General features: G+C 67.6%; 13 protein-coding genes. 6 read left to right on the top strand and 7 right to left on the bottom strand.

Annotated elements, in window-relative coordinates:
- Positions 1-12: 12 nt before the first annotated feature.
- Complete coding sequence (locus ACQR1E_RS32240; protein ID WP_315736202.1) at positions 13-585, bottom strand: cob(I)yrinic acid a,c-diamide adenosyltransferase; 573 nt, start codon at positions 583-585, stop codon at positions 13-15.
- Positions 586-630: 45 nt separating this feature from the next.
- Positions 631-825 (bottom strand): twin transmembrane helix small protein, encoded by a 195-nt coding sequence (locus ACQR1E_RS32235; protein WP_315718162.1) that lies wholly within the window; start codon positions 823-825, stop codon positions 631-633.
- A gap of 130 nt (positions 826-955) precedes the next feature.
- Here ACQR1E_RS32235 and ACQR1E_RS32230 point away from each other — a divergent pair, with 130 nt between their 5' ends.
- The gene (locus tag ACQR1E_RS32230; RefSeq protein ID WP_315718152.1) at positions 956-1,849 is read left to right on the top strand and encodes a YihY/virulence factor BrkB family protein; all 894 of its coding nucleotides are present in this window, start codon (positions 956-958) and stop codon (positions 1,847-1,849) included.
- Here the strand turns inward: ACQR1E_RS32230 and ACQR1E_RS32225 are convergent.
- From ACQR1E_RS32225 to ACQR1E_RS32215, 3 genes are all read right to left on the bottom strand, one after another.
- The gene (locus tag ACQR1E_RS32225) at positions 1,776-2,930 is read right to left on the bottom strand and encodes an ATP-binding protein (protein ID WP_409999241.1); all 1,155 of its coding nucleotides are present in this window, start codon (positions 2,928-2,930) and stop codon (positions 1,776-1,778) included. The genes ACQR1E_RS32230 and ACQR1E_RS32225 overlap by 74 nt on opposite strands.
- A 558-nt stretch (positions 2,931-3,488) precedes the next feature.
- Positions 3,489-4,358 (bottom strand): tRNA glutamyl-Q(34) synthetase GluQRS, encoded by an 870-nt coding sequence (gluQRS, locus tag ACQR1E_RS32220; protein ID WP_316171837.1) that lies wholly within the window; start codon positions 4,356-4,358, stop codon positions 3,489-3,491.
- The gene (locus ACQR1E_RS32215; RefSeq protein ID WP_316186177.1) at positions 4,358-5,224 is read right to left on the bottom strand and encodes a nucleotidyltransferase domain-containing protein; all 867 of its coding nucleotides are present in this window, start codon (positions 5,222-5,224) and stop codon (positions 4,358-4,360) included. Before ACQR1E_RS32215 ends, gluQRS begins: the two co-directional genes overlap by 1 nt.
- A 93-nt stretch (positions 5,225-5,317) precedes the next feature.
- Between ACQR1E_RS32215 and ACQR1E_RS32210 the strand changes: the two genes are divergently transcribed.
- The 5 genes from ACQR1E_RS32210 (at position 5,318) to ACQR1E_RS32190 (ending at position 11,178) form a co-directional block, all read left to right on the top strand.
- Positions 5,318-5,971, top strand: coding sequence for a DNA-3-methyladenine glycosylase family protein (locus tag ACQR1E_RS32210; RefSeq protein ID WP_316193849.1), 654 nt, complete (start codon positions 5,318-5,320; stop codon positions 5,969-5,971).
- Positions 5,972-6,080: 109 nt separating this feature from the next.
- A complete protein-coding gene (locus ACQR1E_RS32205) occupies positions 6,081-7,172 on the top strand; it encodes a DUF2855 family protein (RefSeq protein ID WP_434898016.1) in 1,092 nt (363 codons plus the stop codon).
- Positions 7,173-7,247: 75 nt separating this feature from the next.
- Complete coding sequence (locus ACQR1E_RS32200; RefSeq protein WP_315826615.1) at positions 7,248-8,219, top strand: peptidyl-alpha-hydroxyglycine alpha-amidating lyase family protein; 972 nt, start codon at positions 7,248-7,250, stop codon at positions 8,217-8,219.
- Positions 8,220-8,439: 220 nt separating this feature from the next.
- A complete protein-coding gene (locus ACQR1E_RS32195) occupies positions 8,440-8,997 on the top strand; it encodes an HNH endonuclease (RefSeq protein ID WP_006610584.1) in 558 nt (185 codons plus the stop codon).
- Between the two features lie 219 nt (positions 8,998-9,216).
- Positions 9,217-11,178 carry a putative bifunctional diguanylate cyclase/phosphodiesterase gene (locus tag ACQR1E_RS32190; RefSeq protein WP_434863090.1) on the top strand — a complete coding sequence of 654 codons (1,962 nt, stop codon included), beginning with the start codon at positions 9,217-9,219 and terminating at the stop codon, positions 11,176-11,178.
- A gap of 20 nt (positions 11,179-11,198) precedes the next feature.
- Here the strand turns inward: ACQR1E_RS32190 and ACQR1E_RS32185 are convergent, their stop codons facing one another.
- A complete protein-coding gene (locus ACQR1E_RS32185; RefSeq protein WP_316176017.1) occupies positions 11,199-12,494 on the bottom strand; it encodes an MgtC/SapB family protein in 1,296 nt (431 codons plus the stop codon).
- 82 nt (positions 12,495-12,576) lie between these two features.
- Entirely contained in the window at positions 12,577-13,788 is a 1,212-nt protein-coding gene (locus tag ACQR1E_RS32180) for an APC family permease (protein WP_315718160.1), read from the bottom strand.
- Between the last annotated feature and the right edge of the window lie 350 nt (positions 13,789-14,138).

Here is a 14,138-nt window from a genome sequence, read left to right as displayed (position 1 = left end):
CGGTTTTGCGGGTTAACGGTTTTGGCCCGGCACCCACAACACGTCGCCGGCGCCGTTCCGGTTTGCCGCCCGGCTGGCCACGAACAGGAAATCCGACAACCGGTTCATATAACGAATAGCGGCCTCGCTGACCGGCTCGTCAGGCTTGCCGGCGAGTTCCGTCATGATCCGTTCCGCCCTGCGGCAAATGGTACGCGCCACATGCAGATGCGCCGCCGCCGCAGTCCCTCCGGGCAGCACGAACGACGTCAGCGGCGAGAGCCGCTCGTTCAGCGTATCGATGTCGCGCTCCAGGCGGTCGACCTGGCTCGCGACGACGCGCAGCCGCTCCGCCTTGCCCTCGCGCTGCGGCACGGCGAGATCGGCGCCGAGGTCGAACAGATCGTTCTGGATCAGGCCGAGCATCGCATCGATCTCGGGCGCATCGGCCAGATGCAGCCGGACCACGCCGATCGCAGCGTTGGTCTCGTCAACGGTTCCATAGGCGGAGACGCGCAGATCGTACTTGGGACGCCGCTCGCCATTGCCGAGCGCGGTCGTACCGTCGTCACCTGTCCGTGTGTAGATGCGATTCAGGACCACCATGCTGCGTTCTCAACGTCCGTTTCTCGACGCCTCGGCGTCTCGGTCTCAGCGCCCCATTGCCCAGATCGCCGCCATGGCAACGACGATCGCGACGAACTGCAGGATCACCCGCCAGCGCATCAGCTTCTGCGACAGGTTCGGCGAGCCGCCGCGCGTCATGTTGACGAGGCCGAGAAACAGCACCAGGGCGACCGCGCCAACGGCGATGGGAAGGATGAATTTACCAAGAAGTGAAGCCATCGGTGCTAGATAACACCGCAAACGCAAGAGCGCCATGGCGGATCCGCGCAGCCGGCGCTGCAACTTCTGGCTTTTGGACCCGTAATATCGGATTGTACAAATCACGTTCTTTCGCGGAGTGCAGGGACAGGTGAAGGCGCTTCGCTACATCTTCCACGTCGTCATGGACGCGTTCTACACCTTCCTCGCCGACGACGGCTGGGCGATCGCCAGCCATATCGCGCTGTCGACCCTGATGGCGCTGTTTCCCTTCCTGATCGTCCTGACCTCGCTCGCCGGCTTTCTCGGCTCCAAGGACCTGGCCGACCAGGCCGCCACCTTGATGCTCGAGACTTGGCCGGCGCAGGTGGCGGATGCGCTGACCGGCGAGATCCACGACGTGCTGACCACGACCCGGACCGATGCGCTGACCATCGGCGCCGTGCTCGCGGTCTACTTCGCCTCGAACGGCGTCGAGGCGCTGCGGGTCGCGCTCAACCGCGCCTACGGCGTGATCGAACAGCGCCGCTGGTACTGGCTGCGGCTGGAATCGATCGGCTATACCCTGGTCGCCGCGTTCACGGCGCTGGCGATGTCGTTCCTGATCGTGCTCGGCCCGCTGATGCTCGCCACCGCCCGGCGCTATTTGCCGCTGGCGGTCGAAGCCAACGAGCGCTTCGTCAACCTGACGCGCTACGGCATCACCATCAGCGCGCTGGTCGTCGCGCTGTTCATCCTGCACGCCTGGCTGCCGGCGGGGCGGCGCAGCTTCATGCAGATCCTGCCCGGCATCGTCTTCACCTTCATCGCCTCGCTGGTGTCAGGGATCGTGTTCGGCCAGTACCTGGCGCGCTTCGCCAACAACTACGTCACGATGTATGCAGGGCTCGCATCGGTGATCATCGCACTGGTGTTCCTGTATTTCATCGCCGCGATCTTCGTGTATGGCGGCGAATTGAACGCTTCGATCATCAAGTCGCGGCTGCCGCGCGGCGTGTCGCTCCAAGAAGCGCAGTCGCTAGAGCCCGCGGCGAAACGGGCTTGAGCAGGAACGCGTCCGCGCCGGCAGCCCGCGAGGCCGCCTCGTCCTCGCCGCGTCCGGACACGCCGATGATCGGGATAGTCCCGTGGGGCGCGTCCAGCTTGCGAATGCGAGCAATCGCCTCGACGCCGTTGATGCCGGGCAGCACCATGTCCATCAGCACCGCATCGTAATTGCCGGCCGCGATCCGCTCCGGCGCCGCCTCGCCGCGGCCGATGAACTCGGCCTGGTGGCCGAGTTCATTGAGGATGGTGTTGAGCACCACGCGGCCGAACGGATTGTCCTCCACCCCGAGGATCCGCAGGGGCCGCGTCGGCGCGAGGGCGACACCATCTTCCGATCCGCCGGCGGTGGCGTGCGGTGTAGCCGCAACGGTCAGCGTCACCGTCAGGGTGAAGGTCGTGCCGCCGCCTTCATGCGGCGCCACTGCGACATCGCCGCCCATGGCGCGCGCCAGTTGCCGGACCGAGGACAGTCCGAGTCCGGCCCCGCCGAAGCGCGAGGCAATCGAAACATTGGCTTGGCTGAACGGCCGGAACAGCCGCTTGATCTCCTTCAGGGTCAGGCCGATGCCCGAATCCGAGACGTGGAAGGCGATCGCGGCGCTGCCCCTGCCCGCGCCTCGGCCTGCGCCCCTGCTCGGCTTGCCGCGACCGCCGCGGCGTGCCGGAACGACCTCCAGCGCCACGCCCCCCTGCTCGGTGAACTTCACCGCATTGTCGATCAGGTTCTCGAGCGCAGCGCGCAGCCGCACGGGGTCGCCGATCACGAGTCCCGGCAAGTCGTCGGAAACGTGGACCTTGACATCCAGCCCCTTGGCGGCGGCGCGGCCCGACAGCGAGTCTCCGGCGGCCCGCGCCAGCACGCGCAGATCGAACAGATCCTCACGCGGCAGCGCGCCGGTGGTCTCGTCCTTGGCGGCATCGACGAACAGGGTGGCGAGGCTCGACAGATGCTCCGCGCCGGCCTTGATCGTATCGACCCAGCGCCGCTCGCGCTCGCCAAGCTCGGAGGTGGCGAGCAGGTCGCTGATGGCGAGAATGCCAGTCAGCGGCGTGCGCACTTCATGGGCGAACACCGCCAGCGCGGCTTCGACGACTCCTGGTGATCCAGCGGCAGCCTTGGGCGCGGACTTCGCGGTCTCGGGCTTCCTCACTCCGGACTTGGCCGCGCTTCGCCGGCTCCCCGCCATCGCCGTGACCTGAGGAACGTGCTTCTTGAGCGGTCGCGCCTTGGTGCGCTCCTTGGCCGGCGCCGCCTTCGCGGCCCTGGTCTTCTGCGTTTGTGTCTTCGGCGCTTGTGCTGCGGACGACGGCATCCTCGGGGATGTCGTCCTGGAGGGCGCCTTTTCCGCGGGCGCTCTGGACGCGCCGGCGGACCTGGGCGCAGCCGGCTTGGCCGGTCGGGCCCGACGCCCCGTACTCATCTTCCGAACGCGCTTCATCATGGCCCCTGTGACATGAACTCCGAAAAACGAAGGGGCACTTGTACTGTCATGTCTCGTCGTGCCGCTTTCGATTGAAGCTCCCGATTACCCGCGCCATTGAGCAGCATGGCACGGTCGTTTCCGGGTGTCACGATGCCCCGGAGGTTGTCCCCGCCGGAAACGTGGGGAGACATCAGGGCTTGCGGCAGGACGCGGCTAGACCATGCCGATCCTGTGTCGGATTTCCGCCGGCGAGACGCCTTCCGCACGCAAGGCGCGCAATCCCGTCGCCCGGGAGGACTTGGACAGCTTGTGGCCCTGCGCGTCGCGAATCAGTTGGTGATGCCGATAGGCCGGAGCCGGCAGGCCGAGCAGGACCTGCAGCAGCCGGTGCACGCTGGTGGCATGAAACAGGTCCTGCCCACGCACCACCTCGGTCACCCCCTGCAGGGCATCGTCGAGCACGACGGAGAGGTGATAACTGGTCGGCGTCTCCTTGCGCGCCAGAACCACATCCCCCCAGGCCTCCGGCCTTGCTTCGACCCTGCCACTCTCGCCCGAAGGCCCGGCGCCATGCTCGTCCCAGGCCGGCCGGCCGGCGCGCGCGACCGCGGCGGCCATGTCGAGCCGCAAGGCATAGGGCGCGCCGCTGGCCATCAGTGCCGCACGGCGCGCCTCGGAGAGCGAGGTCGCCGTCCCCGGATAGAGCGGCGCGCCATCCGGATCGCGCGGCCAAGCCCCCTCTGCATCCCGTTGCGCGACCATCCGCGCGGCCTCGGCCCGGCTCTCGAAGCTCGGATAGACCAGCCCCATGCCCCGCAGCCGGTCCAGCGCAGCGCGGTACTCGGCAAGGTGCTCCGATTGCCGCCGCACCGGCTGCTCCCAGGCGATGCCGAGCCAGGCGAGGTCCTCATAGATCGCCTGCTCGAACTCGGGGCGGCAGCGGGTCGGATCGATGTCCTCGATGCGCAGCAGCAAGCGGCCGCCGCTCCGCTGCGCGCATTGGAAGTTCAACAGCGCCGAAAAAGCGTGGCCGAGATGCAGATAGCCGTTGGGGCTGGGGGCAAATCGGAAAACGGGTGGCATCATGATGAGTTCGACGCCACAGAGCCCTGCGCCTCTCCTGCCTGCGTTTCGCGTTCCAGACGCTCGACCACGGTCCGATAGAAGTGCTCTGCCTGCTGCATCATCTCGGCCGTACTGCTGCGGCATTCGCTGAAGGCCGACCGGGCCAGCTCGAACTCGGCATCGACGAACGCGGCCACCACGGGCGGCAGCGGTGCGATGCCGAGCTCGCGGGTCGAGGCTTTCCGCTGCATCAGCTCGGCCACCTCCGCCTGCAAGGCCGCGGGCGGATCGCACTCCGCCATCAAGGTCGGAAAATGCATCGGCGCCACCGCTTCCCTTGGGTGCAGGCGCAGCCAGCGCAGCGTCGCGGCTGGCCGCAGCGCGTAGAAGATCTTCTTCTGCGCAACCTCCGTGCCGTCGCCGAAATACGCGCGGCGTTGCCGTTCACCGAGATGCAGATAGTGCCGCGCCACGGCATCGCGGCTCGCCACGCTCCTGGCGAAGGCGAGAAAGTCATCACGAAACCAAGCGGAGCCACGATACACCACCGGCGACCGCAGCCATTCGATGATGACCGCATTGCCCTTCAGCAGCAGCTGTACCGCCTTGGCCAGGTCCCAGCCGTTGGCGTCGTAATCATCTTCGAGCGGAAACTCGATGACGTCGCGCACCGGCCATGGCTTGATATGATCGGCGGCGCGCCGCACATAGACGAACCGGCAATCATAGTCGCTGTCGGGCGAGGCAAAGCCCCAGGCGCGGCTGCCGCTCTCGATGGCGAGCGGCAGAAACACGCCGTACTCGGCAACGACGCGATCCAGCAGGGAGTCGATCCCGGCGACCTTGTGGCGGGCCATGTCGGAGGGGATGCTACGCAAGCTCATGAGAGTTCCAGCCGTGACTGATGCTGCCTTAGCCCTGGGCCTTCCTGCCGTCCACCCGGCGCGACATGGCCCAGCCTTGCGTTCGGCGACGCCATGACCCTTCACCTCGACAGCCAAGCCGTTCTCGAGGACGCGATCCGCGACCTGGTGAAGCAGGACGCGCGGCTGGCGCCCGTCCTCGAAGCGACCGGCATGCCGGCGCTCCGGAGGCGCGAGCCGGGCTTCGCCGGGATCGCCCACATCGTCTGCGGCCAGCAGCTCTCGACCGCGAGCGCGGCCGCGATCTGGGGCCGGCTGCAGGCGGCATTCGATCCGTTCGATGCCGACGCCGTCCGCCGCGCCCGCGCCGACCGGCTGGGGCGGCTCGGCCTCTCTGCCGCCAAGATCAAGACGCTGAAGCACATCGCGCGCGAGCTCGGCGCCGGGCGGCTGAACCTCGACGTGCTCGCCAATGAGGACGCCGACGCCGCGCACGCCACCCTGACCGCCCTGCCCGGCATCGGACCGTGGACCGCCGACGTCTACCTGCTGTTCTGCCTCGGCCATGGCGACGCCTGGCCGTCCGGCGACCTCGCCGTGCAGGAGGCGGTCAAGGTCGGGCTCGGGCTTGCGACGCGGCCTACGGCCAAGCAGATGATGCCGCTGGCCGAAGCGTGGCGCCCGCTGCGCGGCGCGGCGGCGCACCTGTGGTGGAGCTATTACCGCGTCGTCAAGAAGCGCGAGGGCGTGATCACGCCGGCGAACTAACAACTCCGGCGAACGCCGTTTCAAACAAAGTTGGGGTTGCAAAACGGTCATCGATGTCGGCCAGGATCGCGCCACGACGCACAGCAAACGAACGGCCGAGGTCTTCATCATGCAATCGTCCGATTTCATCGTCGCGCGCGGCGATCTGCAGCAGTGCAAGACGATCGCCACCGAGCTTCCCGATGGCGACGCGCTTCCTGCCGAGGCGCTGCTGGTGAAGGTCGACCGCTTCGCCTTCACCGCCAACAACATCACCTACGCGCTGCTCGGCGAGCAGTTGAAATATTGGCAACTGTTTCCCGCGCCCGACGGCTTCGGCATCATTCCCGTATGGGGCTTCGGCAACGTGATCGCGTCCCGCCATCCTGCCGTCGCCGAAGGCCAGCGCCTGTTCGGCTACTTCCCGATGGCGACGCATCTCGTCATCGAGGCCGCCGACGTCGGCAAGCGCGGCCTGCGCGACGCGGCCGCGCACCGCCAGGGCGTCGCGCCGGTCTACAACGCCTATGCGCGGGTGGGCGACGATCCCGCCTTTGCCGGACGGCAAGGCGATGATCAGGCGCTGCTGCGCCCGCTGTTCATGCTGTCGTTCCTGGTCGACGACTTTCTCGCCGAACAGGCCCATTTCGGCGCCACAACCGTCATCCTGTCCTCGGCCTCGAGCAAGACCGCGTTCGGACTCGCCCACCTCCTGCATACGCGGCGCAAGGGCATCCGCGTGATCGGGCTGACCTCGCCATCGAATGCCGCCTTCGTCCGCTCGCTCGGCTGCTACGACGAGGTCGTGACCTACGACGCGGTCGACATGCTCGACGCGAGGTCGCGCGCGGCGTTCGTCGACATGGCCGGCAACGCCAGCCTCCGCGCCGCGCTGCATCGGCACTACGGCGACAACCTCGTCTATTCCGGCCGCGTCGGGCTGACGCATCAGGACGGCAGCGATGATGCAGAGATGCTTCCCGGTGCCCCGCCCACCTGGTTCTTCGCGCCCGACCAGATCAGGAAGCGTGCCAGGGAATGGGGACCCGGCGGCATCGAAAGCCGGCTCGGCGCGGCGTGGCGGGACTTCGCCCCGCGGCTCGACGGCTGGCTCACGATCACGGAAGGACGCGGACCGGAGGCCGTACAGCGCGTCTATCTCGACACCTTGCAAGGTCATATTCCGCCGCATGAGGGCCACATGCTGACGATGGCGACGTAAGCAGGTTTTCACCCGCGACCAAACCCGTGTAGCGTTGCCCGGACTGAGGTTGCGCAGAGGCAGGGAGGCGAGGCGATGTCCATTCTCGGAACGGGCAACTACAGCTATCGCGTCGTCAAGGACTGGGCCAAGCTGCCCGAGGGCTGGGCGCTCACCGACGTCGCCTCGGTTGCCGTTGACAGCAAGGATCGCGTCTACGCCTTCAATCGCGGCGCCCATCCGATGATCGTGTTCGACCGCGACGGCAATTTCATCAAGAGCTGGGGCGAGGGCCTGTTCAGCCGCGCCCACGGCTTGTCGATCGACAGCGAGGACAATCTCTACTGCACCGACGATGGCGACCACACCGTGCGCAAATGCACGGATGACGGCAAGGTGCTGCTGACCATCGGCCTGCCGGAGCGTCCGGCGCCGTTCATGAGCGGCGAGCCGTTCAACCGCTGCACCCACACCGCGCTGTCGCCCTCGGGCGAGATCTACGTTTCCGACGGCTACGGTAATGCGCGGGTCCACAAATACACACCCGACGGCCGGCTGATCCGCAGCTGGGGCGAGCCCGGCTCCGATCCCGGCCAGTTCAACATCGTTCACAACATCGCGACCGATGCCGACGGTTTTGTCTATGTCGCCGATCGCGAGAACCACCGCATCCAGATCTTCGACGGCGACGGCCGCTACGAGACGCAGTGGAACAATCTGCATCGGCCCTGCGCGCTGTGCGCCTGCGGCGCGGGGCGCAAGACCTTCATCATCGGCGAGCTCGGCCCCGGCATGCCGGTCAACCTCAACGTTCCCAATCTCGGACCGCGGCTGACCATCACCGACGCCACCGGCCGGCGCATCGCCCGGCTCGGCGGCGAGCACGGTCCGGGCCTGGAAACCGGCCGCTTCCTGGCCCCGCACGGCCTCGCCATCGACAGCCGCGGCGACATCTATGTCGGCGAGGTCGGCGTCACCAACTGGAGCACGAGCTTCCCGGACCGGCCGATGCCGGACGAGGTCAGGATCCACCGCTGCCTGCAGAAGCTGGAGCGGGTCCCGGGCTGACCTTGGTCGTCCTGCTGGTCGTCGTGCCGGAAGACATGCAACTGATTTGCAGTGCGGCGGATCGGGCGCTCTGCCACGGTTCTGACGCGCTTTGGACGGCAGCTCCAAAGGCGGGAGAAGCCATGTCAAGCCATTCTTGGGGCTTCACAATCCCGTCACGCTGCATGTAGTATGTCAGGGCATGCTGCTTCGCAGCCGTTATGGAGGCCAGGAGCGTTACTTGAACGCACATGTCTCGCAAGGCGGTTGGCCGGTGTTGGTGCTGAACGCGGACTTCCGGCCGCTGAGTTACTACCCGCTGTCTCTCTGGTCGTGGCAAGACGCGATCAAGGCAGTGTTTCTCGATCGCGTCAACATTGTCGAATACTACGACCGCGCGATCCGAAGTCCGTCCTTCGAAATCCAGCTGCCCAGCGTGGTTTCGCTGAAATCCTTCGTAAAGCCGTCGACGCATCCGGCCTTCACCCGCTTCAACGTCTTCCTCCGCGACCGTTTCGCCTGCCAGTACTGCCACTCCGGCGACGACCTGACCTTCGATCACGTCATCCCCCGCAGCAAGGGTGGCCAGACCACCTGGGAGAACGTCGTCGCCGCCTGCTCGCCCTGCAATCTGAAGAAGGGCAATCTGACGCCACAGCAGGCCAAGATGTTCCCCAAGCAGGCGCCCTATGCGCCAACCGTCCACCAGCTCCATCGCAACGGCCGGCTGTTCCCGCCGAACTACCTGCACGACAGCTGGCTCGACTATCTCTATTGGGACACCGAGCTCGATCCGTAGCGGATCGGCCCGTTGTCGGTGTTGATGCTGGACATCGCCCCGGCGGCGGCGACATGCTGCTCTCGCTGGAGTCTGCGAACGCCCGGCCGTCCGGCCATATATCGGACTGGATTAACTCCACTTTAGGTCCCTGTTCAGCATGCTCGCGCGTTGCCGCATGGGCCGCCGCCATGGCTGCCCGCTTCCGTCACCGATCCAGCAGGGCCGTCCGTTCCGCGCATGCAGACCGCAACCACCGAGTGCAAAGCGGCGGCGCTCGCGAAAGCCCAGGCAGCCAGCTCGCTGCAGAACATTTCCCTCACGATGTTCGCCAATGTGGCGATCGCAACGTCGCTGGCGCTGTTGCTGTATCTCAGGGAGGGCGGCACCCTCATCTTCTGGTGGCTGGGCGCCGCCATCGTCTTCGCCGCGTTCCGCGCCGGATGGGTGTCGTACCTGAAATCGTCCGGACGGATCGAGCGCGATCCACAGCGCGTGCTGCGCAATCTCACCATCATGGCTTTCGCCAGCGGCGTGCTGTGGGCGATCGTCCCGATCGCCCTGCCGGCCTTCTCCCACGCGCACAACGTCAACGACGTCGTCTTCATCATGGCCGGCACCACCACCGGGGCCATCATCCAGAGTCTCGCCTATTCGAGGATGGCGATCGCGTTCGGCGCGCCGCTGATGGGCGCGACCGTGCTGCGGATGCTGATCTCGGGCAGCGACGTCGACTACATCGTCGCGGTCGATGTCGCCTTCCTGACCTTCATGCTGTTCCGCGCAGCGCGGCTCGGCGAGCGCAACTTCATCGCGAGCCAGAAGACCGCCATCGAGGCGACCGTGCTGGCGGAATCCGTCGCCGAGGCCAACCACGCTTTGGAGCGTTTGGTTCGCACGGACTCGCTCACCGGGCTCGCCAACCGCAGCCACTTCCGCACCGTGGCCGCCGCGGCGTGCCGTTCCGGACGCGGGGTCGCATTCCTCCTGATCGACGTCGACAACTTCAAGACCATCAACGACGCGCGCGGCCACGATGCCGGCGACCGGGTCATTCAGGCCATCGCCGCGCTGCTGCAATCCGCCTGCCGCGGCGACGATCTGCCGGTCCGCCTGGGCGGCGATGAGTTCGTCGTCGTCATGCAGGGCGACGACGTGGCGAGCCGGTCCGTCGCACTCGCCGAATGGCTGATGGCCGCCCTCGCGCAGCCGCTCGCGATCGCGGGCCAGGTGCTGCCCGTGAGCTGCTCGATCGGCATCGCGGCGCATGCGGAAGGCCCGATCGATCTGGAAGAGCTCTCCGCCCGCGCCGACGTCGCGCTCTATCGCGCCAAGGACGACGGCCGCGCCTGCATGCGCGTGTTCGACGCCAAGATGCAGTCCGAGCTGACGCTGCAGCGCCGGCTCGACGCCGAACTGCCCGCCGCGCTGGCCCGCCGCGAGCTCCACGTCGAATTCCAGCCCCAGGTCGCGATGGCCACGCAGGAGGTCATCGGCTTCGAGGCGCTGCTGCGCTGGAAGCACCCGAGCGCCGGACTGATCCCGCCGCCGGACATCGTGTCCGCGGCGATCCGGTTGCGCCTGTCCGGCCAGCTCACGGAGTTCGTGGGCGAGCGCGTCTGCGCGTTCCTGCGCGCGCTCGACCGCAAGAAGGCGCACGGCATCCGGGTATCGATCAACGTCTCGCCGCGGGAATTCCCGCTTCACTCGCCGGCGCAGACCCTCAAGACCGTCTCCGAGCGCTACGGCGTCGATCCCCACCGGATCGAGATCGAGGTGACCGAAGAGGCGATGTTCGATCCCAAGCGCTGCGCCGACGAATTGAAGTTGATCGACCAATACGGCTTTGGTCTTGCGATCGACGATTTCGGCGTCGGCCATTCCTCGATCGCGAACCTGATGGCGGTCGAGATCGACACCATCAAGATCGACCGCTCCTTCATCCACGGCATCGCCGGCAACCGACGGGATCAGCAGCTCGTCGCCGCCATCACCGCGGTGGCGCTGCCGCTCGGCCACCGCATGATCGCCGAGGGCGTCGAGAGCGAGGCGGACGCCGAGTGCCTTCGGATGCTCGGCTGCTCCTACGGACAGGGCTGGCTGTATGGCAAGCCGATGAAGGAGGATGACGCCATCGCGTGGCTCGTCCAGCATCGCAGCGGTGCCGCTGCCGCGGTCGAGCGCTTGCCGCGCAGCGCGTAGGTGCTGCGCGGACGTCGCGCTCACGGATGGACCAGCACATCGGCAAGACCTTGGACAAGGCTCGGTCCGAAGGCGCCGGCCCAGGCGGCGGCGATGACGAGGACGAGGCCAGGGACGAGGCGCAGGGCGAAGGACGACCCGCCGCTGGTCCACGCCACCACGATCTTGCTGATCGTGTTCGCCGACAGCGCCGCGAGCACCGGAACCACGGCATCGGCGGCGCCGATCTTGCCCGACGCGGCAAGCGCGGCCGCGGCCGCCGCCGGCGCATGGGTATCGACCAGACCGGCGACGGCGGCGCTCGCCACCAGGCCGGCTTCGCCGAACGCCTCGCGCAACGCGGCCGAGAGCACCAGAACCGCAGAGATCGTCAGCGCCAGCAACAGCGCGCCCGGCAGGCTGAAGGCGCGTCCGGGCGGCAGGTCGGCGGAACCGCTCTGCCGCAACCCGACGATCGTGAAGATCGCGCCGTAGATCGCCGCCGCCGCGCCGGCACAGAGCAGCGGGACCAGCAGCGCCTGCAGCGCGGGAAGGCTGGTGACGGCCAGCACCGCGGCGAGCTGGGCGATGGTCGCGACGGTCGACAATGCCGCGCCGGCGGCCGCGGCGCCGCCAAGCTCCGGCGCCTTGCGCGCCCGTGCGCCCATCGCGCCGATCGTGGCCGTGCTGGAGACGAAGCCCGAGGCGAAGCCGGACACGGCGAGCCCGCCGCGTGCGCCGAGCAGACGCATCGAGACATGTCCGGCGGCACCGATCGCCATCATCAGGACGACGAGCGTCCAGATGCCGCGCAGGTTGAGCGCGCCGTACGGACCGATCGGCTGATCCGGGAGCAGAGGCAGCACGACCAGCGTGGCCGCGGCAAAGATCAGGCCGTCCTTGAGCTCGCTCTCGCTGAGCACCGAACGGACGAAGTCGTGCAGCACCGGCCGGGCCGCCAACAGCACCGCCAGCACGACGGCGACGCCCGCCGCCAGAGCAGGTTGCTCGGTGGCGAGGCCGCCGAGCAGGACGGTCAGGATCAGCGCCGCCTCCGAGGTCAGTCCCGGATCGTCGCTGCGCGAACGCCAATAGGCGATCGCCGTGAGGACCATGATTCCAGCGGTGACGACGGCCAGCAGCAGCTTGCCGCCGATCAGCATGCTCACCGCGCCGGCCAGCGACGCGACGGCAAAGGTCCGCAAGCCCGCGGGCGAGCGCCCGGGCCCCTCGCCCTTGCGGCGCTCGCGCTCCAGACCGATCAGCAACCCGATGACGAGCGCGACGACGATCGCGATGATCGCGGGACTGAGGCTCATGAGATCCGGCATCGACATGATCCTACGTCAAACCGCCAGGTCTGCGCCGGGTGACATCGGGCAACCCGGTACATCGCCGCAAGGTGTCCCATCGGTCCGCTCAGGCCGCGACGAACGCGCTGACGATCATCAGCATACACGTGACGAGACCAAGTGCGGGGACCCATAGCGGCACCCGCACATCGGCGGCATCCGATCCGATGCGCCGGATGCGGATGCGGAGCAGGCACAGATTGACGATGGCGAAGATCGTCAGCGTCGCGAGCGAGGTGCCTTCCGCCAGCCGCTCCAGCGGGAAGGCCAGCGCGAGGATCGCGACCGCCAGCATGACGAGGCCGGTTGCGATCAGCGGCGTTCCGGTGCGCGGATCGACCTGGCCGGCGATGCGCGGCAGGTCGCCCTGCCCCGCCATGCCATAGACGACGCGCGCCGTCATCGTCATCTGCGCGAGAACGGTGTTGAGCGTGGACACGATCGCAATCGCGGTGAAGGTGGCGGGGCTGATGCCTGCGACGGCATTGAACACCAGGCTGAGCGGCGCCGGAGAGGCCGACAGCACGCCCGGCGCCACAGCGGTCACCGCGATCGCAGCAATCAGCACATACAGCACGGAGGTGATCAGCAGCGTGAGCGCCATCGCCCACGGAATGCTTCGCTGCGGGCTCTTGGCCTCCTCCACGACGTTGGCGAGGTCCTCGAAGCCGACGAAGGCGAAGAACGCGAGCAGGCCGGCGAAGGTGATGCCGGAGAGAACGCCGAGATCGAGCGGCGGCGGCGTCAGCAAGGCAGGGCCGAACGCGACGCCGGAGTGAACGGCCGAGACGACGATCCACACCAGTCCGCCGGTCTCGATCAAGGTCAGCAGTCCGGCGAGCATCACCGATTCGAGAATGCCCCAGGACGCCACGATGCCGAGCGCGACCACGATGGCCATCGCGATCAGCGGCGTCGGCAGATCGATCAGTTGCCGGATGTAGCCGGCGCCGCCGAGCGTCACCGCGGCCGCCGCGATGATGCCGGTGGCGAGCCGCAGCGTGCCGGCCGCCGTCGACAGCAGCCGCGACTTGAAAGCCGCGCGGACATAAGCGGCCTCGCCGGCGCTCACGGGATAGCGGGTCGCAAGCTCGGCATAGGAGGCGGCGGTGAACGCCATCACGAACGCCGCCAGCGCAAAGGCCCAGGAGGAATGGACTCCTGCATGACCGGCGACCGCGCCGATCAGGACATAGATGCCGGCGCCGACGGTCACGCCCGTGCCGTAGAGGACCAGCAGCGGCAGTCCGAGCCGCCGCCGCAAGCCAGATGGAGGCACGATTGGATCTTGCGGCACCACGACGTCCATTCTTGATCACAACGAACAACAGAGTTGTAGGGGCTTAAGGGAGCAAGCGCGAGCGCTCTTGATCCCGGTCAATCCGGAGCGCGCGCCCGCGGCCGGCCGCTGCGGCATCCGGCCGCCGGGCCTTCTTCGCGAGGCGCGTTCGCCTTCACGGCCATCGGCCAACTTGAGATGCGCCGCGTCGAGACATGACTTCGCGCTCTCGCGGCGCGATGGGCCCGAGCTGTGCTGATCGATCTCCTCTCGAAACGAGAGGGTGCAGGGAAGGCCGGACCTCGACTGAGGCCCGTGGCCCGCCTGCTCAAAAAATGCAGGCGGCAGGT

It is taken from the genome of Bradyrhizobium sp. HKCCYLRH1030 (assembly GCF_051168395.1).
Taxonomy (GTDB): domain Bacteria; phylum Pseudomonadota; class Alphaproteobacteria; order Rhizobiales; family Xanthobacteraceae; genus Bradyrhizobium.
The sequence above is the reverse complement of the archived record's forward strand: the minus strand, read 5'-3'. Positions and strand labels throughout refer to the sequence as shown.